Source organism: Hydrogenophaga sp. UC242_50, assembly GCF_042697355.1.
GTDB lineage: Bacteria > Pseudomonadota > Gammaproteobacteria > Burkholderiales > Burkholderiaceae_C > Hydrogenophaga.
The window spans coordinates 4396974-4417952 of the sequence record NZ_CP170553.1; the positions used below are offsets into that span (position 1 = coordinate 4396974).

Annotated in this window: 17 protein-coding genes and 3 pseudogenes; 14 read left to right on the top strand and 6 right to left on the bottom strand. The window is 70.2% G+C overall.

The features are described from left to right. Nucleotides 1-15: 15 nt before the first annotated feature. From ACFJGX_RS22470 to ACFJGX_RS22515, 10 genes and pseudogenes are all read left to right on the top strand, one after another. Complete coding sequence (locus tag ACFJGX_RS22470) at nt 16-873, top strand: branched-chain amino acid ABC transporter permease (protein WP_382323769.1); 858 nt, start codon at nt 16-18, stop codon at nt 871-873. Next, nucleotides 870-1847 carry a branched-chain amino acid ABC transporter permease gene (locus ACFJGX_RS22475; RefSeq protein WP_382323768.1) on the top strand — a complete coding sequence of 326 codons (978 nt, stop codon included), beginning with the start codon at nt 870-872 and terminating at the stop codon, nt 1845-1847. Before ACFJGX_RS22470 ends, ACFJGX_RS22475 begins: the two co-directional genes overlap by 4 nt. Beyond that, nucleotides 1844-2617, top strand: a complete 774-nt coding sequence (locus ACFJGX_RS22480; protein WP_382323767.1) for an ABC transporter ATP-binding protein — start codon at nt 1844-1846, stop codon at nt 2615-2617. The genes ACFJGX_RS22475 and ACFJGX_RS22480 overlap by 4 nt, the downstream gene beginning before the upstream one ends. Next, nucleotides 2610-3455, top strand: coding sequence for an ABC transporter ATP-binding protein (locus tag ACFJGX_RS22485; protein WP_382323766.1), 846 nt, complete (start codon nt 2610-2612; stop codon nt 3453-3455). The genes ACFJGX_RS22480 and ACFJGX_RS22485 overlap by 8 nt, the downstream gene beginning before the upstream one ends. Further along, nucleotides 3416-3850 (top strand): annotated as a pseudogene (locus ACFJGX_RS22490) (AMP-binding protein); the annotation flags it as partial. The gene ACFJGX_RS22485 and the pseudogene ACFJGX_RS22490, both read left to right, overlap by 40 nt. Before the next feature lie 142 nt (nt 3851-3992). Beyond that, nucleotides 3993-4859 carry a class I adenylate-forming enzyme family protein gene (locus tag ACFJGX_RS22495; protein ID WP_382328771.1) on the top strand — a complete coding sequence of 289 codons (867 nt, stop codon included), beginning with the start codon at nt 3993-3995 and terminating at the stop codon, nt 4857-4859. Then, nucleotides 4856-5227 (top strand): hypothetical protein, encoded by a 372-nt coding sequence (locus tag ACFJGX_RS22500; protein ID WP_382323765.1) that lies wholly within the window; start codon nt 4856-4858, stop codon nt 5225-5227. The genes ACFJGX_RS22495 and ACFJGX_RS22500 overlap by 4 nt, the downstream gene beginning before the upstream one ends. 1 nt (nt 5228) lies before the next feature. Continuing rightward, nucleotides 5229-6041, top strand: coding sequence for an alpha/beta fold hydrolase (locus ACFJGX_RS22505; protein WP_382323764.1), 813 nt, complete (start codon nt 5229-5231; stop codon nt 6039-6041). After that, entirely contained in the window at nt 6041-6805 is a 765-nt protein-coding gene (locus tag ACFJGX_RS22510; protein ID WP_382159528.1) for a GntR family transcriptional regulator, read from the top strand. The genes ACFJGX_RS22505 and ACFJGX_RS22510 overlap by 1 nt, the downstream gene beginning before the upstream one ends. A gap of 17 nt (nt 6806-6822) precedes the next feature. Continuing rightward, nucleotides 6823-7605 carry an enoyl-CoA hydratase/isomerase family protein gene (locus tag ACFJGX_RS22515; protein WP_382323762.1) on the top strand — a complete coding sequence of 261 codons (783 nt, stop codon included), beginning with the start codon at nt 6823-6825 and terminating at the stop codon, nt 7603-7605. Nucleotides 7606-7611: 6 nt separating this feature from the next. Here ACFJGX_RS22515 and ACFJGX_RS22520 read toward each other — a convergent pair whose 3' ends face one another. From ACFJGX_RS22520 to ACFJGX_RS22535, 4 genes and pseudogenes are all read right to left on the bottom strand, one after another. Beyond that, a complete protein-coding gene (locus ACFJGX_RS22520) occupies nt 7612-8910 on the bottom strand; it encodes a type II toxin-antitoxin system HipA family toxin (protein WP_382323761.1) in 1299 nt (432 codons plus the stop codon). Nucleotides 8911-8922: 12 nt separating this feature from the next. After that, complete coding sequence (locus ACFJGX_RS22525) at nt 8923-9225, bottom strand: helix-turn-helix transcriptional regulator (protein ID WP_382159533.1); 303 nt, start codon at nt 9223-9225, stop codon at nt 8923-8925. A gap of 85 nt (nt 9226-9310) precedes the next feature. Beyond that, the gene (locus tag ACFJGX_RS22530) at nt 9311-10819 is read right to left on the bottom strand and encodes a DNA internalization-related competence protein ComEC/Rec2 (RefSeq protein ID WP_382327116.1); all 1509 of its coding nucleotides are present in this window, start codon (nt 10817-10819) and stop codon (nt 9311-9313) included. Nucleotides 10820-10862: 43 nt separating this feature from the next. Next, nucleotides 10863-11756 (bottom strand): annotated as a pseudogene (locus ACFJGX_RS22535) (ComEC/Rec2 family competence protein); the annotation flags it as partial. A gap of 119 nt (nt 11757-11875) precedes the next feature. Between ACFJGX_RS22535 and ACFJGX_RS22540 the strand changes: the two are divergent. The 4 genes from ACFJGX_RS22540 to ACFJGX_RS22555 all read left to right on the top strand — a co-directional run bounded on the left by ACFJGX_RS22540 (nt 11876) and on the right by ACFJGX_RS22555 (nt 19561). Next, a complete protein-coding gene (locus ACFJGX_RS22540; RefSeq protein WP_382323759.1) occupies nt 11876-15382 on the top strand; it encodes a DUF2126 domain-containing protein in 3507 nt (1168 codons plus the stop codon). Nucleotides 15383-15516: 134 nt separating this feature from the next. Further along, entirely contained in the window at nt 15517-18081 is a 2565-nt protein-coding gene (locus ACFJGX_RS22545; protein WP_382327118.1) for a circularly permuted type 2 ATP-grasp protein, read from the top strand. A 1-nt stretch (nt 18082) separates the two neighbouring features. Next, nucleotides 18083-19048 (top strand): transglutaminase N-terminal domain-containing protein, encoded by a 966-nt coding sequence (locus ACFJGX_RS22550; RefSeq protein WP_382323757.1) that lies wholly within the window; start codon nt 18083-18085, stop codon nt 19046-19048. Between the two features lie 42 nt (nt 19049-19090). Next, nucleotides 19091-19561, top strand: coding sequence for a RidA family protein (locus ACFJGX_RS22555; RefSeq protein WP_382323756.1), 471 nt, complete (start codon nt 19091-19093; stop codon nt 19559-19561). A gap of 105 nt (nt 19562-19666) precedes the next feature. Here the strand turns inward: ACFJGX_RS22555 and ACFJGX_RS22560 are convergent, their stop codons facing one another. Further along, a complete protein-coding gene (locus ACFJGX_RS22560; protein WP_382323755.1) occupies nt 19667-19846 on the bottom strand; it encodes a hypothetical protein in 180 nt (59 codons plus the stop codon). A 21-nt stretch (nt 19847-19867) separates the two neighbouring features. Then, nucleotides 19868-20975, bottom strand: a pseudogene (locus ACFJGX_RS22565) (DNA glycosylase AlkZ-like family protein). Nucleotides 20976-20979: the final 4 nt, after the last annotated feature.

Consider the following 20979-nt stretch of genomic DNA (forward strand, 5'->3'; position numbering starts at 1 on the left):
GAGCCCGCTCTTCCCATGCAAATCGCGATACAGATATCCATCATTGCGCTGATGTCGGCGTTCGTCTACGCGCTCATCGCGCTGGGCTTCACGCTGGTGTTCGGCATCATGCGCGTCGTGAACTTCGCCCACGGCGAGTTCTACATGCTCGGCGCCTACGCCATGTACGTGCTCTACGGCCTGCTCGGCTGGCCGTACGGCTCGGCGCTGATCGCCGGCGCCCTGCTCGTCGGCCTGGCCGGTTTCGTGCTGGAGCGCGTGCTGTTCCGGCGTTTCACCGGCGACGAGATGGGCGGCATGATCATGTCGCTCGCCCTGGCCATCACGCTGCAGGCGGCGATTTCGCTGGTGTTCACGGTCGACGACCTGTCGGTCGCGCGCCCGGTGGAAGGCGCGCTGCAGATCGGCTCGGTGTTTCTCGCGCTGGACCAGCTGTACGTGGTGGGCGTCACCCTGCTCGCCCTGGCCGCGTTCTACGTGCTGATCGAGAAGACGCGGGTGGGCATCACCATCCGCGCCGTGGCGCAGGACAGCGAGGTCGCGCGCCTGCAGGGCGTGCGCTCCTGGCGCATGACGGCGCTCACCTTCGCGCTCAGCTGCCTGCTGGCGGGCCTGGCGGGCGCCCTCATGGCACCGGTCTACACCATCCACCCGCACATGGGTGAACTCGTGGTGGTGAAGGCCTTCATCATCGTCGTGCTCGGCGGCCTGGGCAGTCTGCCCGGTGCCGTCATCGCGGCGCTGATCCTGAGCTTCACCGAGGCGATCGCCTCAACCTTCTACAACTCGACCGTCGCCACGATGCTCTCGTTCCTCATCGTCATGGCGGTGTTGACCGTGCGCCCGGCCGGCCTGATGGGGAGATCCCGATGAGAAACGACCTCACCCTGGTGCGCCGCCCCGTGGGCGTGCGCGTGGCCGAACTGCTGGTGGCCGCCGCCTTGCTGGCCTGGCCGCTGGCGCTGGGCGAATCGCGCTTCGCGCTGCACGTCGGCGTCATGGTGGCGCTGTACGCCACGCTGGCCATGAGCATGAACCTGATGCTGCGCATCGGGCAACTCTCGCTCGCGCACGGCGCGCTGTTCGGCATCGGCGCCTACGTGTCGGCCATCCTCACCCGCGATGCGGGCCTGGGCTTCGTGTCCGCCTTCGTGCTGGCGGGCCTGGCCTCGGCGCTGATCGCCCTGGTGACCGCGCCGCTCTTCATGCGCATCAAAGGCGTGCACTTCGCCTTGTTGACCTTTGCCTTCGGCGAGGTGGTGGTGCTGTGCTTCGTCGAGTTCGTGGACATCTTCGGTGGCAACAACGGCTTCGGCCAGATTCCGCCGGCCCAGCTGCTCGGCCACACGCTGGACCGCTACGGCAGCTACCTGCTGGCCACCACGCTGGCCCTGGCGAGCTACTTCTCGCTGCAGGCCATGTACCGGCGCGAGCTCGGCGTGATCACCGCCTCGCTGCACCAGGACGAAGCCCTGGTCACCGCCAGCGGCTTCGAGGCGCTGCGCTTTCGCATCGCCGTGTTCGTGCTCAGCGCGGCCATGGCCGGCTGGGCCGGCAGCCTGTTCGCGCACTACCAGGGCTACATCTCGCCCGACTCGTTCGGCTTCTGGACCGCCGTGAACGCGGTGATCATCAACGTGCTCGGCGGCGTGGGCGCCCTCGCGGGCGTGGTGGTGGGCGGCTTCCTGCTGATCCCCCTGCCCGAGCTGCTGCGCGACCTGCAGCAGTACCAGCGCTTCATCTACGGCATCGTGCTGATGGCCCTGCTGTGCTTCATGCCCAAAGGCCTGGCGGGCCTGTGGGCCACATGGATCGGGCGCCTGCGCGCCGGAAAGGCCCAGCCATGAGCGCGGTGCTTCAAGTCAGGAACCTGTCGCGCGCCTTCGGCGGCATCCGCGCGGTGGACGGCGTGTCGTTCGAGGCCGGCGGGGACGGCATCACCGGGCTGATCGGCCCCAACGGCGCGGGCAAGACCACGATGTTCAACCTCATCACCGGCACCACGCGCGCCAGCGCGGGCGAGGTGGTGTTCCGGGGCGAGCGCATCGAGCGCCTGTCCGCCCCCGCCATCGCGCGCAAGGGCCTGGGCCGCACGTTCCAGATGACCCACGTGTTTCCGGGTCTGAGCGTGCTGGACAACCTGTACCGCGCGGCGCTGTTTCGCCAACTGCCCTCGCCCTGGTCGCTGGTGCGACCGGCCACGGTGCGCCAGGGGCGGCGCCAGGCGCTGGCGCAGGCCGAGCAGGCCCTGGCGATGATCGGCATGGAAAGCCTCGCCAGCGACGACGCCGGCGCGCTCGCCTACGGCCAGCAGAAGATCCTGGGCGTGGGCATGGCGCTGACCACGCAGCCCTCGATGCTGCTGATGGACGAGCCGGCGGCCGGCCTCAACGCGGTGGAAACCGATGCCATGAGCGCGCTGATCGAGCGCGTGCACCACAGCGCGGGCGTGTCCATCGTGCTGGTGGAGCACGACATGAACATGGTGATGCGCCTGTGCTCCCACCTGGTCGTGCTGGTCAACGGCCGCCTGCTGGCCAGCGGCCCGGCGGCCACCGTGCGCGACAACCCGCAAGTCATTGACGCCTACCTGGGCGCGGATCTCGAAAATGCTTGAAGCCAGAAACATCTCCGTCGCCTACGGGCCGATCGCGGCCCTGCGCGACGTGTCGTTCTCCGTGCGCCCCGGCAGCGTGTGCGCCATCGTCGGCGCCAACGGCGCGGGCAAGTCCACCCTGATGAAGGCGCTGTGCGGCCTGGTGCCGCTGCAGGCCGGCAGCTTCCATCTGGACGGCCAGGACATCACCGCGCTGCCCACCGACCAGCGCATCGCGAAGGGCCTGGCGCTCTCGCCCGAGGGCCGGCGCCTGTTCCCCGAGCTGAGCACCTACGAGAACCTGCTGATGGGCGCCTACCTGCGGCGCGACCGGCAGGCGATCCGCGAGGACATTCAAAAGGTCTACGGCTACTTTCCCCGCCTGGCCGAGCGGCAGCACAGCCAGGGCCGGCACCTCTCGGGCGGCGAGCAGCAGATGTGCGCCATCGGCCGCGCGCTGATGTCGCGCCCGCGCCTGCTGCTGCTGGACGAGCCATCGCTCGGCCTGGCGCCCAACGTCACGCTCGAAGTCGCCCGCGCGATCCGCCGCATCAGCCAGGACGGCACCACCATCGTGCTGGTGGAGCAGAACGCCCGCCTGGCGCTCAAGCTCTCGCAGCATGCGCTGGTGCTGGAGACCGGCCGGCTGGTGCTCGACGGCCCGAGCGACGAGATCATGAACAACCCCCACGTCACCGCCGCCTACCTCGGTGCGCAGCGCCCCCGCCTGATTGCCCCATGCCCAACATCTACCAAACGGCCATGTTCCACGCGCTGCGCAGCCCGCGCAGCACGGCGCTGTCGGACAGCCACACGGCCATGGACTTCGCCGCCCTCTGCGCCCGCGCCCGCGCGCTGACCGCCCACCTGCAAGGCCTGGGCGTGCGCCGGGGCGACCGCGTCGCCGTGCTCATGCACAACGCCATCGACTACCTCGCGCTGATGCACGCCACCGCCGTGGGCGGCTTCAGCCTGGTGCCGGTGAACACGCGCTACAGCGCCGCCGAGCTGGCTTTTCTCATCAGCGACTGCACGCCCCGCGTGCTGGTGCACGACGCGGAGTTCTCGCCCCTCGTCGCGGAGCTGCCGCGGCACCTCGCGCCGGACCAGCTGCCGGTCTGCCTCGACCACCTGGCCAGCGACCTGGCCGACGTGCCGGCCACCGCCGACCCGGTGGCCTGGCGCACCGGCTGCGTCGAGGACGGCGACGTCGCGATCATCATGTACACCTCGGGCACCACCTCCACGCCCAAGGGCGCGATGCTGACCCATGGCAACCTGGTGTGGAACGCGATGAACTACATCATGGAACTCGGCATCGACGCGCAGTCGCGCTCGCTGATGGCGCACGCCGCTGTTCCACATCGGCGGCTTCGGCGTCATCAACGGCCCCATCCTGTACGCCGGCGGCAGCCTGCACCTGGTGCCGCGCTTCGATGCGCAAAGCGTGGTGGAGGCCTTGCAGCAGAACCTGCCCACGCACGTGTTCCTGCTCTCGGCGATGTGGGTCGGCCTGACCGACCACCCGGGCTTCGCGCAGCTGCGCCTGCCCTCGGTGCGCTACGTGCAGACCGCCGCGGCGCCGCTGGGCGAATGGCGCCAGGAACTGATCCGCCAGGTGTTTCCCAACGCCGAGTTCGGCTGGGGCTTCGGCATGACGGAGAGCTGCGTCACCACCATCAAGAACCGCTACACGCACGAGATCCTGGACCACCCGGGCTCCATCGGCTACCTCTGGCGCCACGTGGCACACCGTCTGGTGGACGAGACCGGCCAGGTGCTGACGGACCAGCGCGGCCCCGGCGAGCTGCAGGTGAAGGGGCCCACCGTCTTCAAGGGCTACTGGAACCAGCCCGAGCTGACCGCCGCCACGCTGGACGCCGACGGCTGGCTGCACACCGGCGACCTCTTCCGCTTCGACGACGAAGGCTTCGCCTACTTCATGGGCCGCAGCAAGGACATGATCAAGACCGGGGGCGAGAACGTGGCGGCGCAGGAAGTGGAGAATTGCCTGGTCAGCCACCCCGATGTGCGCGAGGCCGCCGCCTTCGGCGTGCCGCACGAACGCTGGGGCGAAGAACTGGTGGCCGCCGTGGTGCCGATCGAAGGCCGCCAGCCGGACACCGAGGCGCTGCGCACGCACTGCCGCGAAAGCCTTTCGGGCTTCAAGGTGCCCAAGCGGATTTTTCTGGTGGACAGCCTGCCGCACTCTTCGTCCGGCAAGGTCCAGAAGTTCAAGTTGAGACAAGGATTCGACGCATGACAACGGCCCCTTCCAGCCTGTTGGACGAAGGCTACCTGCCGGCCCTGGCCCAGCGCGCGCAGGCGGACGGTTTCGTCGCGCGCCACCGCACGCTGGCCCATCTGAGAATCGGTTTTCGCCACAGCGAGACGGGCCAGCGCGCCTGGATCGCGGTGACGCCGGACACCATCGAAGCGGGCCAGGCCGGCGAGGCGCCCTTCACTTTCGTGGGCGACGAATCGGCCCTGCAGGCCCTGGCCAGCGGCTTCCCCTTCAACCGCCTGGTGCGCCAGCACCGCCTCAGCGTCGAAGGCGACCTGCGCGCCTGCGTGCAGAACTGGCTGCTGATCCACGCCGTCTTGCGCCTGTGCGCGCCCAGGAGCGAATGACATGCCCTACGTGACCACGGCCGACGGCCTGCGCGCCTACTTCGACCACGCGGGCGACCCCACGGACGGGCGCACGCCCCTCGTGATGGTGCATGGCGCCAGCCAGGACAGCCTGTCCTGGCAACACAACCTCGACTTCTTCGGCCAGCACTACGCGGTGTACGCGCTGGACCTGCCGGGCCACGGCAAGAGCGGCATGCCCGCCGGCGGCCCGCACACCGACAGCCCGAGCAACGCGCGCCATGTGCTGCAGGTGATCGACGCGCTCGGCCTGGACCGCCCGGTGCTCATGGGCCACTCCATGGGCGGCGGTGTCGTGGCCGCTGCCGCGGCGCTGGCGCCGCAGCGCGTGCGCGGCCTCGTGTTCGTCGACGGCGCTTCGGTCAACGTGGTCAAGAGCTCCGGCTACAACCCGGCCATCCTCGACATGGCGCGCATCAACCCGGGCGACTGGTTCGAGGTGAGCTTCCGCACCCTCATGGGCAGCGGCACCGACGCCGCGCGCGCCGAGGAGATCGTCATGGACGCGCGGCGCTGCATCCCCGAAGTGGCCTTCGCCGACATCCGCGCCTTTGGCGGTTTCCGCATGGAAACCCTGCTGGACCAGCTACAGTGCCCCTGCGTGATCGTTGAAGGTGCCGAAGACTGGTCCGTGCCCCCCGAATCCGCGCGGAATGTGGACGCCGCCCTGCAGGCGCGCGGCATTCCGACGGTGTACCTCGAGTGGCCCGGCGTGGGGCATTTCCCCCACAGCGAGCAGCCGGCCACCTTCAACGTCGAGACCCTTGCCGCCCTCCAACGTCTGGACCTCTGATGCCGGAAACCCCCAGCCCTCCCCGCCGCACCACGCTGCACAAGAGCCTCAGCGACGAGTTGCTGCGCATGATCAAGAACGGGGACTACCCGGTGGGCAGCAACCTGCCGACCGAGAACGAGCTGTGCGCGCGCTTCGGCGTCAGCCGGCACACCGTGCGCGAGGCCACGCGCCGCCTCTCCGACCTCGGCCTGGTGGTGCGCAAGCCGCGCACGGGCACCACCGTCGTGCGCCAGCACACCCAGCCGCAGTTCGGCCTGGCGCTGGAGAACACCGAGCAGCTCACCCAGTACCTGGAGACCACGGCGCTGAGCGTGCACCGCGTCACCACCGAACTGAGCGCGCACCCCACCGAGCTGCGGCTCGAAGGCGTGCCGGCGGACTGGCTCAAGGTCTCCACCTTCCGCTGCGTGCCTGGCACCGACCGGCCGATCTCCTGGACCGACATCTACATCCGCCGGGAGTACCAGGCCGTGGTCGAGCACATCGGCCAGCAACCCGGCGGCGTGTACCCGCTGTTCGAACGCCTGTGCGACGAAACGGTGGAGACCATCGACATGGAGATCTCGGCCGCCACCTTCCCGGCCGCCATCGCCAAGCGCCTGGGCTACACCAAGAGCGATCCCGCCCTGCTGATGGTGCGGCGCTTTCGCAACCCGGCCGGCAAGCTGCTCGAAGTGGCGGTGAGCTACTACCCGCCGTTCGGCTTTCGCTACATGTCCCGCCTCACGCGTGTGCAGGGACGCCACCAGACCGCCCCATGATCCCCAAGGAGTCCGATTTGAAACCCACGTATGGCCAGAGTGTGACGGTGACCGTCGAAGGGCCGGTGGCCCTGGTGCGCTTCGACCGCGGCGTGAACCGCAACGCCATCAACCAGGACACGCTGCTGGCCCTCACCCAGGTCGCGCGCGACCTCGGCGACGCCCTGGACATCCAGGTGGTCGTGCTCACCGGTGCCGCCGACATCTTCTCGGCCGGCATCGACCTGAAGGACCCGGCCAAGTGGAACGAGGACGACCAGGCCCTGCTGCAGCGGCGCGACATGGCGCAACGCGGCGCGCGCCTGTGCCGCGCATGGGAAAACCTGCCGCAGCTCACCATCGCGGCCATCGAAGGCATGGTGGTGGGCGGCGCGGCCGCGCTCACCCTGGCGTGCGACTGGCGCGTGGCGTCCAGCCAGGCCGCGTTCTACCTGCCCGAAGTCAAGGTTGGCCTCAACATGGGCTGGGGCGCGATCCCGCGCCTGACCAGCCTGCTCGGCGCGGCGCGCGCCAAGCGCGCCATCCTGCTGGGCGAGAAGCTGGGCGCCGCGCAGGCGCTCGACTGGGGCCTGGTGGACGTGATCAGCGAGCCCGGCCGCGCGGTCGAAGATGCCCAGGCGCTGGCCCGCAAGACCGCCGAAACGCCGGCGGCCCTGCTGCGCATGACCAAGGAATCGGTCAATGCCTGCGCCACCGCGCTGCACCACCCGAGCATCTACATGGATGCCGACCAGGCCCTGGTCTGCCGCGACAGCCAGGAAGGCCGCAGCGCGCGCCAGCAGTTCGTGCAGGCCGGCTGAACAGGTTCAGGCCGTCAGGGCCACACCGCCGCGCAGGCGCGCGGTGACCTCCTCGCGCACGTTGAGAGGTGCATCCGCGAGCAAGGCCGGCCAGTCCGCCTGCGCGGCCTGCACCAGCGCCTTGCAGTGCCGCAACACCACCGACCTGCGCAGCAGGCCGGCGCTCTCCAGCAGCGATTCGAGCTGCGCCCAGGTGAACGCGCGCAGCCTGGCGTCGATGGCGCGGTTGATGCCGTAGTCCGCCGGCGGCATGCCGGTGAAGAAGGCGCTCACGCAGACCGGGTCGTACAAGGGGGCCAGTTGAGGCTCGATGCCATCGGGGTACAGCAGCGCCCAGTTCTTGAGGTGCGCGTCGGTGTTGCCCATGAGGATGAAAGCCAGGAAGCGGCCGAGGAATTCGCGTGTGTCGCGCGCGGGCTGCACCGAATACTGGTTGAGCAGGCGCAGCATCTGGCCGTAGTCCCGCTCGATGCCCCTGCCGTACTTCTGCCTCGGGGCATAGCCCATCACCTGCGCGAACTCTTCCATGTGCACGCGCAGGCCGTGCCGACGGTCGAAGCGCTCGACCGCCAGGATGTGCGGAAAATCGACCGGCTCGGGCAACTGCGCCTGATCCCGCGTGATGATGCTCGCGCGAGCGCAGTCCAGCCCCAGCGCGGCACACAGCCGGTAGCCGGTGTACTCGTTCTCGACGAGTTCGGGGTGGCGGGTGGTCGGCAGCTTCAGGATGTGGCTGCCCGCCACGCCATGCCGCTTGACGACGTAGCGCCGTCCCTCCTGCACCGCGGAGAACTTCGTCACCATCCCGGGCAGGGACGCGGCGTCCTCGACCGGCAGCTCGACAAAGCCCGGCTCCAGCACGTCGAGCCCCAGCGCCGCGTGCCAGTGGCGAACCACCTGCGGGATGTCTTCGTCGGCGGGCACGGGCTCGACTTCCAGCGCGCCCATCAGGTCGTGCCCGGCGGCGGCCAGCAGTTCGAATTCGTCCTCGGTGGTGCAGCCTCTTTGCGCGGCCAGGCGTTCGCGGTTGTGGCCTTCGGGCAAGAGGTTCTGGAAGAAGACCGGCCAGCGGCCGTCGTTGCGCACCAGGCGCTCGTCGCGCGTGGCGCTCAGGATCTGCCGGGTGGCCGCGTCGTCCACCCCGCGCAGGCTCATGGACAGCGTGGGCCGGCGCGGGTCGTTCACGAACGGCTCGTCGAAGGACATGCGCAGGATGTCGCCGTACTGCGAGAGGTAGCCGATGGGCTGCTTCTCCCCCGCCGGCGTGTGCAGGGACAGGCGCAGGTAACGGATGAAGGTGCTCACGGCCGGCCCCTTTCAGGCCGGTGTGTCCAGCAGGTCCACCAGCGACTTCGGCGCACCCGCCCCCGCGGGCTGCCCGAGCACGCGCCCACCCGAGCGCAGGAAGCCCTCCACCTCGGCGCGCAGCGCGCGCGGCACCAGCATCAGCTCCATGCCCATGGCGCGGGCCAGTTCCTGCAGCGTGGACAGCCTGGGATCCATGCCTGCCTCGATGCGCGACACGGTCATGCGGCTGACGCCGGCGCGCTGCGCCAGTTCCTCTTGCGTCAGCGATGCGGCCTTGCGTGCGCCCTCAACGTCTTGAACAATGCTCGTCATGTTGAGCTTTCTGATGATTTTGATAATTCAATTTATCATTTTTCGCTTGACTCAGCAAACCGTTTTGATCGTTTAATTGATCATTTTAATGATTATGATCGTTAGATTGATCATTTTCCTGCTTGCCAGGATGGTGCCAGTACCGGCGACCGACCTCGCGCTGGCACACCACGCGGTCGGGCTCGGCGCTGCGCCAGGTCGCCGCGCCACACCCGGGTGAGTTCACCCAGGGAATGCCGCGCTGGGCATAGCGCTCCAGCACCACCGGCGCGGGGTGGTTGAAGCGGTTGCGGTAGCCCGACTGCACCATCACCAGGCTCGGGCGCAGGGTGTTGAGCAGCACCGGGCTGCTGGAGGTCTGGCTGCCGTGGTGGGGCGCGAGCATCACGGTCGCGCGTTGCTCGGGCCGCGCGAGCGCCAGGCGCACCTCGCGCGCGGCATCGATGTCGCCGCCCAGCCAGGCGCTCTGCGCACCGTTGGACACGAGCAACACGCAGGACATGGCGTTGCTGGAGAGCCGCCCATGGCCGGTCTCGTCGTAGTCATCGGGTTGCGGGTGCAGCACCTCGAAATCCACCCCATCCCACCGCCAGCGCTGGCCCGCCACGCAGCGGCGCGCGGCGTCGCTGTCGTAGGACGAGAGCCAGCGCGCCTGCGGCTGCGCCGCCTGCACCGAGGGCGCGCCACCGGAATGGTCGCTGTCGCTGTGACTGACCACGACCGTGTCGAGCCGCTCGCCGAGCGCGCGCAACAGCGGCAGCACCACGCGGTCGCCGGCGTCGGCGGCATCGGGCTGCGGCCCATAGCGCGGGCCGGTGTCGTAGAGCAGGCTGTGGCCGGCGGTGCGCAGCAGCACCGCGCTGCCCTGCCCCACGTCCAGCGCGATCAATTCGAACTGGCCCGGCGCTGGGCGCGGTGGCGCGTAGAGCAAGGCCGGCCAAAGCAGCATCAGGCCCGAGAGCCGCACCACCCAGGGCAGGCGCAACACGAGCAACACACCGCCCAGCACCGCCGCCAGGGCCAGCGGCCACGGCGCCACGGGCCGGAACAGGGCCGCGCCCGGCCACTGGGCCAGCCACTGCAAGGCGAGCGACAAGGCCTGCACCGCCCAGGCGGCCCCATCCCACAAGGGCGGCGCGAACACACCGAGCAAGGCCAGCGGCGTGACCAGCAGGGTCACCCAGGGAATGGCGGCGAGGTTGCGCACCAGCCCCACCACCGAGAACTGGCCGAACAGCAGCAGGGTGAGCGGCGCGAGCGCCACCGTCACCACGCCCTGCTCGCGCAGCAAGGCCAGGAAGGCCCGCGCCGCGCGCTGCGGCCAGGAGCCCTCGGGCGCGGGCGAGCGCCGGCCCGGGTCGGTGGCGAACAGGATGCCCACCGCCACGAAGCTGAGCCAGAAGCCGGCCTGCATCAAGGCCCAGGGGTCGAGCAGCAGCACCACCGCCATGGCCAGCAGCCACACATGCGGCCAGGGCCACTGTCGCACCGACAGGCGCAGACCGACCACCACGGCCAGCATGAGCACGGTGCGCTGCGCCGGCACGCCCCAGCCCGAGAACAGCGCGTACGCCGTGCGCCAGCGCCACGCCACCCAGGCCCGCCGCCCAGGGCGTGGGCAGCGCCAGCAAGGCCTTGGGCCAGCGCAGCGCCAGGCGCCGCCAGAGCGCGCCCACCAGCGCCGTGGCCAGCCAGGCGAACAGCGTCACGTGCAATCCTGAAATGCTCATCAAATGAGCGACGCCTGTGGTGCGGAAGAGGTCCCAGTCGCTGCGGTCGATGGCGGACTGGTCGCCCACCACCAGCGCGGCCAGCACGCCCGCGCTGCGCGGGTCTTCGTGCACGCGGGCCTCGATGCGCTCGGCCACGCCCTGGCGCAAGCGGTCCAGCGGGTGCCAGGGTGTGGCGCCCAGCCGCTGGGGCGCCGGGTCGCGCGGGCCGCTGCGCACATAACCGGTGGCCTGGATGCCCTGCTCCCAGAGCCAGCGTTCGCGGTCGAAGCCGTGCGGGTTGGCGTTGCCGTGCGGGCTGCGCAGGCGCACTGTGAAGCGCCAGCGGTCGCCCGCGCGCAGGCCGGGGCCGGCCCCGCCGGCCTCATCGGGCCGCAGGTACCAGCCCAGTTGCAGGCGCGGTGGCAGCGCCACCGCCTGGCCGCCGCGCGCGGCCGACTCCACCACGAACTCGAAGCGCTCACCCTGCGCGCTTCGCTGCGGCAGGGAGGCGATGCGCCCGGTCGCCTCGATGTCGATGCCTTGCAGGGCCGGGTCGAGCGCGTCGGCCGCGAAATGCACGGCGCGGGCGCCGGTGGCACCGACACCGATGAGCGCGCCCGCCACCCAGGCCAGCAGCAGCGCAGGGGCGGCACGCCGGGTCAGCCGCAAGGCCCCCAGGCCCAGCACACCGGCCAGCAGCAAAGCGCCGTAGACCTCCAGGGACCACAGCGCGGGCTGCTGCAATTGCAGCGCCACGCCCAGCACCCAGCCCAGCAGCGCCCCGAAGCCGGAATGGCGCACGATCAGACCGGGCGGCACCGCTTGGTGGAAATGTCATGTGGCCGTGGCGCAAGACTTGCTAGCATGGCTGCAAGCCGCGTCGGCCGGTTGGTGGCTCGCGGATCCATTGTTGTTCCCCTCCCAGGAAAGTCTCTCGTATGGCGATCCATGTTGCCCTGAGCCACATCACCCATTATCGGTACGACCGCCTGGTCAAGCTGGGGCCTCAGGTGGTCCGGCTGCGGCCCGCGCCGCACAGCCGCACCAAGGTGCTCTCGTATTCGCAGCGCATCGAACCCGGCGAGCATTTCATCAACTGGCAGCAGGACCCGTTCGCCAACTACCAGGCGCGCCTGGTGTTCCCCGAGCCCACCACCGAGTTCAAGGTCACGATCGACCTGGTGGTGGAAATGGCGGTCTACAACCCGTTCGATTTCTTCCTGGAGCCCTCGGCCGAGAACTTCCCGTTCACGTACGACGAGGCGCAGAAGCAGGAACTGGCCCCCTACCTGGCCACCGCGCCGCTCACGCCGCTGCTCAAGGCCTACGTGGCCGAGGTGGACCGCAGCGAGCGCCGCACGATCGACTTCCTGGTCGAGATCAACCAGCGGCTGCAACGCGACATCGCCTACACCATCCGCATGGAGCCCGGCGTGCAGACGCCCGAAGACACGCTCAAGCTCAAGAGCGGCTCGTGCCGCGACAGCGGCTGGCTGCTGGTGCAGATCCTGCGCCACATGGGCCTGGCCGCGCGCTTCGTCTCGGGCTACCTGATCCAGCTCACGTCCGACGTGAAGTCGGTCGACGGCCCCAATGGCCCCGAGAAAGACTTCACCGACCTGCACGCCTGGTGCGAAGTCTTCCTGCCCGGCGCGGGCTGGATCGGGCTGGATCCGACCTCCGGCCTGCTCGCGGGCGAAGGCCATGTGCCACTCGCCTGCACGCCGCAGCCCTCGAGCGCGGCGCCGGTGGAAGGTGGCGTGGACAAGTGCGAGGTGGAATTCAGCCACCACATGAGCGTGACGCGGGTCTACGAGTCGCCGCGCGTCACCCGCCCCTACACCGACGAACAATGGGCCGGCGTGCTGGCCCTGGGCGAAAAGGTGGACGCCGATCTGGAACAGCACGACGTGCGCCTGACCATGGGCGGAGAGCCCACCTACGTGGCCACCAGCGACCGCGACGCCGCCGAGTGGAACACCGACGCGCTGGGCCCCACCAAACGCGGTTACGCCACCGAGCTGCTGGGGCGCCTGCGCGCCGAGTACGGCGCGGGCGGCTTCGTGCACATGGGCCAGGGCAAGTGGTACCCGGGCGAGCAATTGCCACGCTGGGCGCTGTCGATGTTCTGGCGCGCCGATGGCGAGACCCTCTGGCACAACCCGGCCCTGCTGGCCGACGAGCGCGACGAAGCGCGCTGCACCAGCGACGACGCGCGCCGCTTCACGCAGGCGCTGGCGCGCAAGCTCGGCCTGTCCACCCAGTACATCACCCCGGGCTACGAGGACACCTGGTACTACCTCTGGCGCGAGCGCCGCCTGCCGGTGAACGTGGACCCGTTCGACAGCAAGCTCGACGACGAGCTCGAACGCGCCCGCCTGCGCCGCGTCTTCGGCCAGGGCCTGGACGCCACCGTGGGCTACGTGCTGCCGCTGCAGGCCTCGGGCCGCAACGGCGCGCTGTCCAACAACGGCAAGAGTGGCTACCCGCGCATCTCGGGCACGGTGTGGTCCACCGGGCCCTGGTTCTTCCGCGACGAGCGCATGTACCTGATCCCGGGCGACTCGCCCATGGGCTACCGCCTGCCGCTGGACTCGCTGCCCTGGGTCTCGGCCGGCGACTACCCGTACCACATCGAACAGGACCCGCACTCCGCGCGCGACCCGTTGCCGCGTGGCGCGGCCGTGAAGCACCAGGTGTCACCGCACCAGGTGGGTGGCGGCTTCGCCGAGGGCGGCACGGTCTCCATGCAAGGCATGGACTTCGACCCGGATGCCGAGACGGTGGAAGGCCTGCGCCCGGGCCAGCCCGGCCCCGGCGCGGCGCCCGCGCAGGCCTTGGCCGCGCGCTTCCCGCAGCGCGCCGAATCGGCCGCCTGGCTCACGCGCACCGCGCTGTGCGTGGAAGCGCGCGACCCGCACCGCGCCAACGGCCCCAAGGCCGAGAAGGCCGGCGGCGGCAAGAACCAGCACCTCTACATCTTCATGCCGCCCATGGCGCTGCTGGAGGACTACCTCGACCTGCTCGCCGCCGTGGAAGCCACGGCCGAGAAGCTGGGCATGAGCATCGTGCTCGAAGGCTACCCGCCGCCGCGCGACCCGCGCCTGAAGATGCTGCAGGTCACGCCCGACCCGGGCGTGATCGAGGTCAACATCCACCCCGCGCACAACTGGGGCGAGCTGGTGGAGCACACCGAATTCCTCTACGAAGCCGCGCACCAGACGCGCCTGTGCGCCGAGAAGTTCATGACCGATGGCCGCCACACCGGCACCGGCGGCGGCAACCACTTCGTGCTCGGCGGCGCCACGCCGGCGGACTCGCCCTTCCTGCGCCGGCCCGAGCTGCTGGGCAGCCTGCTGGCCTACTGGCACAACCATCCGTCACTGTCGTACCTGTTCAGCGGCCTGTTCATCGGCCCGACCAGCCAGGCGCCGCGCGTGGACGAGGCGCGCAACGACCAGCTCTACGAACTGGAGATCGCGCTCGCGCAGATCGGGCAGAACCGCAAGACCTACGGCGAAGACATGCCGCCGTGGATGGTGGACCGCACGCTGCGCAACATCCTGATCGACGTCACCGGCAACACGCACCGCAGCGAGTTCTGCATCGACAAGCTCTACTCGCCCGACGGCCCCACCGGGCGCCTGGGCCTGCTGGAGCTGCGCGCCTTCGAGATGCCGCCACACGCGCGCATGAGCATCGCGCAGCAGCTGCTGCTGCGCGCCATGATCGCGCGCTTCTGGAAGCAGCCCTGGCAGGGCCGCCTCACCCGCTGGGGCACCGAGCTGCACGACCGCTGCCTGCTGCCCACCTTCGTGCGCATGGACTTCGAGGACGTGCTCACCGACATGGCCGACGCCGGTTACCCCTTCGACATGGCGTGGTTCGAGCCGCACTTCGAGTTCCGTTTCCCGCTGGTGGGCGAGGTCGCCGCGCGCGGCATCGAGCTCACCCTCCGCAGCGCGCTGGAGCCCTGGCACGTGATGGGCGAAGAAGGCGCGGTCGGCGGCACCGTGCGCTACGTGGACTCCTCGCTGGAGCGCGTGGAGGTGCGCGTGAGCGGCTTCAACGACAGCCGCCACGTGATCACCTGCAACGGCCGCGCCCTGCCCCTGCAGAGCACCGGCACCGCGGGCGAGTACGTGGCCGGTGTGCGCTACAAGGCCTGGAGCCCGCCCTCGGCGCTGCACCCCTCGATCGCCGCGCACGCGCCGCTGACCTTCGACATCGTCGACACCTGGCTCAAGCGCTCCATGGGCGGCTGCCAGTACCACGTCGCCCACCCGGGCGGGCGCAACTACGACACCTTCCCCATCAACGCCTACGAGGCCGAGAGCCGCCGGCTGTCGCGCTTCTTCCAGATGGGGCACACGCCCGGCCGCATGGACGTGACGCCGGCCCAGCACAGCCGCGAGTTTCCGTTCACGCTCGACCTGCGGACCTGAACACGCGGCCCGGGCCTGCCAGAACCTGTTTGAAGGATGCCACACGGCGATTCACGTCCCCCCGGCCCGCCGATACCCCAGCGGGCATACTCTAAGCCCGTGAATCCCGACCCCACCGAATCCCTCTTGCCCAGTTGCGCCCGGACACCCCGGGGGCCTGGGCGCTCTCCCTGTCCGTGCCGGCGGACGCGGGCCACCGCGACGAGCTGCGCGCCGGCGGCGACCCCGAGGCCTCGGCGCTGTCGCGCCCCTGGGCCAGCTTCTTCGAACACATCGGCGCCGACGGCTTCAGCGACCTCAACCGCCGCGCCGAGAACCTCGAGCGCCAGATCCGCGACAACGGCGTGACCTACAACGTCTACGCCGACGCCTCCACCGGGCTCGAACGCCCCTGGTCGCTCGACCTCTTCCCCAAGCTCATCGGTCCGCAGGACTGGGCGCAGATCGAGGCCGGCGTGTTGCAGCGCACGCGATTGCTCAACGCCATGATGGCCGACCTGTACGGCGAGCGCGAACTGCTCAAGCGCGCGCTGCTGCCGGCCGCGCTGGTGCAAGGCCACCCGGGCTACCTGCGCTCCATGCAGGGCGTGCGCCCGCCGGGCGACACCTGGCTGCACATCGTGGGCTTCGACCTCGCGCAGGGGCCCGACGGCCGCTGGTGGGTGGTCGGCCAGCGCACCCAGGCGCCCTCCGGCCTCGGCTACCTGCTGGAGAACCGCATCGCCATCGGGCGCCAGTTCCCCAAAGCCTTCGCCGGCATGAAGGTGCAGCGCCTGGCCGCGAGCTACCGCGCCCTCATGGACGGCATCAAGCGCATGGCACCCGAGGGCGAGAACGCGCGCATCGCCCTGCTCACGCCCGGCCCCTACAACGAGACCTACTTCGAACACGCCTACCTCGCGCGCTACCTCGGCCTCACGCTGGTGGAAGGCAACGACCTCACGGTGCGCGACCAGCGCCTGTTCCTCAAGACGCTCAGCGGCCTGGAGCCGGTGCACGCGCTCATCAAGCGGCTGGACGACGAGTGGCTGGACCCGCTGGAACTGCGCTCCGATTCGCGCCTGGGCGTGCCCGGCCTGCTGCAGGTGCTGCGCGCGGGCAACCTGCTGCTGGCCAACGCGCCGGGCTCGGCCCCGCTGGAATCGAGCGCGCTGCTGGGCTTCCTGCCCGCCATCAGCCGCCACCTGCTGGGCGAGGAACTGAGCCTGCCTTCGCTGCGCACCTGGTGGTGCGGCGAAGACGCCGCGCTGCGCGAGGTGCTGCCGCTGCTGCGCGACAGCGTGATCAAGCCCACCTACCCGCGTTCCGGGCTGGACACCGTGATGGGCCAGAGCCTGAGCGCGCGCGAGCTCGACGAGTGGTCGGGCCGCATGGCCCGCCACGCCGACGACTACACCGTGCAGTCCTGGCTGCCGCTGTCGCAGACGCCGACCTGGAGCGGCGAGCGGCTGATGCCCCGCTCGGCCATGCTGCGCGTGTTCGCGCTGGCCGACGGCCCGAAGTCCTGGCGCGTGCTGCCCGGCGGCATGGTGCGCCTGGCACCGCGCGGCCAGCTCATCGCCGCCATGCAGCGCGGCGGCAGCAGCGCCGACTGCTGGGTGCTCACCGACGGCCCGGTGGACCACACCAGCCTGCTGCAATCCGCGCCGAGCACGCTCACGCTGGCGCAGCAGAAACGGCCCGTGACCAGCCGCGCCGCGGAAAACCTGTTCTGGCTCGGCCGCTACACCGAGCGCGCCGAAAACAGCGTGCGGCTCGCGCAGATCGTGCTCAGCCACCTGGGCGGTGAAGAACCGAACTCGCGCGCGCTGATGGCCTGGCTGACCAGCATGGCGCGCGAGAACGCCCTGGTGCTGCCCGATGTGCCGACCGCCTCGCTCTCGGCGCGCGTGTTCTCGCGCAGCCTCATCGCCGCGCTCTCGCCCGCGCCCGGCGATGCGCTGGCCGCGCAGTCCTTCAGCGTGGGCTTCAACCTGCGCGCGCTCAAGGCGGCGGCTGCGCAGGTGCGCGAGCGCCTGTCGCAGGAACACTGGAACCTGATCGAGCGCACCGAGGCCAGTTTCGCGCGCGACTGCGCCGCCCTGTCCACCGACGCCGAGTACGCCACCGCCGAAGCCATCGCGGCGCTGCAGAACGCCAGCGAGCTGCTCGCGGCCATCACCGGTTCGCAGACCGACCGCATGGTGCGCGACGACGGCTGGCGCCTGCTCTCCATGGGCCGCCACATCGAACGGCTCATCACGCTGGCGCGCGCGCTGTCGCTCGCGCTCGAACACGGCTGCGTGCACGACCAGGCCGGCTTCGAGGCCGTGGTCGCGCTGTTCGACAGCACCATCACCTTCCACGCGCAATACCAGCAGCGGCGCGACATGGTGGCGCTCATCGACCTGCTGGTGATGGACCGCGACAACCCGCGCTCGCTGGCCTGGGTGGTGCACACGCTGCGCTCGCGCCTGGCCAAGCTCTCGCACAGCGCCACGCCGCAGGACGCGGTGCTCGCGCGCGGCCTGCCCGACCCCAACACCTGGGTGCTGCCCGACCTGAGCAACTGGCAGCGCAGCCCGGACGGCCAGCGCGTCTGGAGCGACCTGGCCGCCTTGCTCGACGGCTGCGAGATCGCAGCGATCGACCTCTCCGACGAGATCACGCGCCTGCACTTCAGCCACGCGGACCAGCGCAACCAATCGCTCGGGGCCTGACATGCTGCTGCGCATCCTGCACCGCACCCGCTACCGCTACCACGGCGCCATCGACATGGCGCAGCACATGGTGCACCTGCGGCCGGTGGACACGGCCTCGCAGCGCGTGCGCTCGCACGAGCTGCGCATCGACCCCGAGCCGGCCGCGCGCAGCGAGACCACCGACGTGTTCGGCAACCCGCGCACCTTCTTCTCGCTGCAATCCATCCACAGCATGTTGACCGTGGAGGCCGACAGCCTGGTCGAGACACAAGCGCCCGAGCCCCTGCCCGAAGGCCCGCCCTGGCGCGGCATGAACTGGGAGCGCGTGCGCGAGCATTTCCGCTACCGCGCCCAGGCACCGTTCGACGCGGCCAGCGAGTTCCTCTTCGCCTCGCCCTACGTGCCGCGCGACGACGCCTTTGCCGCCTTCGCCCGCCCGGCCTTCAAGCCCGGCCTGCCGGCCCTGGAAGCGGCGCGCGCGCTGATGGAGCGCATCCACAACGAGCTGAGCTACGAGACCCACAGCACCGAGGTGAACACCCCCGCGCTCGACGCCCTGGCGCAAGGCAAGGGCGTGTGCCAGGACTTCGCCCACATCATGCTGGGCTGCCTGCGCTCGCTCGGCCTGCCCGCGCGCTACGTCAGCGGTTATCTGCTCACGCGCCCGCCGCCGGGCAAGCCGCGCCTGATCGGCGCCGATGCCTCGCACGCCTGGGTCTCGGTGTACGTGCCCCTGCCCGCCTCGGCCGATGACCCCGACGCCGCCCCCACCGGCGCGTGGTTCGACTTCGATCCCACCAACAACCGCTGCGGCTGGGGCAGCCCGGGTGAGGACTACGTGACCCTGGCGATCGGGCGCGATTTCGCGGACGTCTCGCCCATGCGCGGCGTGATCCAGAGCGGCGCGCGCCACACGCTGGCGGTGGCCGTGACGGTGGCCCCGCCAGACGAACTGGAACAGCTCCAGACAGCCGAAGACGCCTGAACCCGTCGATAGAATGGACCGCTCATTCTTCAGGAGCCTTCCATGAGCATTTACGACAAGCTGACCCAACTCGGCATCACCCTGCCGCCCGTGGCGGTGCCCGCCGCGGCCTATGTGCCCTTCGTGCAGACCGGCAAGCTGATCTTCCTGAGCGGCCACATCGCGAAGCAGGACGGCAAGCCCTGGGTCGGCCAACTCGGCCTGACCATGACCACCGACGAAGCCAAGCCCGCGGCGCGCGCCGTGGCCATCGATCTGATGGGCACGCTCGCCGCCGCCTGCCAGGCCGCTGGCACGGACCTCAATGGCGTCAAGCGCATCGTGAAGGTGCTCAGCCTGGTCAACTCCACCGCCACCTACACCGAGCAGCACCTGGTCACCAACGGCTGCAGCGAGCTGATCGGCGAGGTGTTCGGCTCGGCGGCCGGCGCGCACGCGCGCAGCGCCTTCGGCGTGGCGCAGCTGCCCCTGGGCGCCTGCGTGGAAATCGAGCTGATCGCAGAGTTGAAGTAACCCCCCGCGCGCCTTCGGCGCTCCCCCCTTGAAGGGGGGCGACACCTTGGGCCGGCAGAGCCGGACCCTGGGTGTCTCTGGACGGGCTCCCCCACTCCAGCCCGGTTACTTCTTCTTGCGTTCGTTGGCGCGCCGCACCTGGCGGCTCTGGGCGGTTTGCGGGACCGCCTTGGCCTGGCCGGCACGGCGCCTCGCAAAATACCGCGTGGCGAAGCGCGCGACGCCAAAGGCCAGCGCCGCCATCACCGCGGCGATCACGATTCCCGTCCATTCGCTGTTGTCCATCGTCAGCTCACCTGCGTCATTTCATTCGGATCCGGCGGGCGCCAGGAAGCGCTCGAACCGTTCCAGTTCCTCGTCCAGCGCGCGCCGGAAAACGGCATCTCGGGGGCGCGCCTCGGCAAACCCCAGTTCGTGCCGAAGCTGCCCGCGCTCCAGGCGCAGGTTGGCCCAGCCCACCATGCGTTCGCCCCACAGCACCGGCAGGGCGTAGTGGCCCATGGTGCGCTTGGGCGCTGGCACATAGGCTTCGAAGCGGTATGCCCAGTCCCACAGCATCTCGAACCGCCGCCGGTCCCACACCACAGGGTCGAACGGCGCAAGCAGCCGCACCCCTTCATCGGGCTGGTGGCGGCGCGAAGCGGGGTTTTCATCGGCCGGCCAGAACCAAGTGGTGCCGTCGATCACGGCATCGGCCATAGCGTTCGCGCGCGGTCTTCACCACGGCGCGTGCCTCGACCGACAAGTGATTGGCGCCGTAGCGCAGCAGGGTGACCAGGTAGCCGAGGCTGGGTGCCGGAATGGGTGCGTACAGCGCCACGATGACATCGACCAAGGCCTGGGCTCGCGCCAGACGCGCCGCCGGGCTGTCGTCCTGCTCGGTGTGCCGCATCGCCTCGTACACCCGCGTGCCCGATTCGCGGCGGCGCACGCGCAACCAGCCGTGGTGGTGCATGTCGTCGAGCAGCCGGGTGCTGGCATTGAGTTCACCACCCCAGTAGCCGGCCACGCGGCCATGGTGCACGAAGGCCTCGCCCACCTCGCGCGGGTGGACCACGCCACGCTCCTGCACGAAGGCCAGCAGCTCGCGCGCGCGGTCCGTGGTGGCCGCGTCCCAGGGCCGGCGCGGCGTGCGCGGGTGCAGCAGCGCCAGCATCTCGCGCGGCACGAAGCCGTAGTTGACGAACGCGTCCTCCTCCACACCCAGCCGCTCGTAGCGGCGCTCCAGGTCGCCGGCGCGGTAGTCGCGCACCCGCTGGTAGAGGATGAGGTCCTGCGCGCGCGCCGGCGCGCGCATGGGATCGGCCTGCACGAAACCGAGCCGGCGGATCGCGGCCGGCAGCGTCACGGGTTTGAACAGGCTGCGCGCGATCGCATAGCGGCGCAGCTCGGCCAGGGTGGGCGAGCGCGCCATGGCC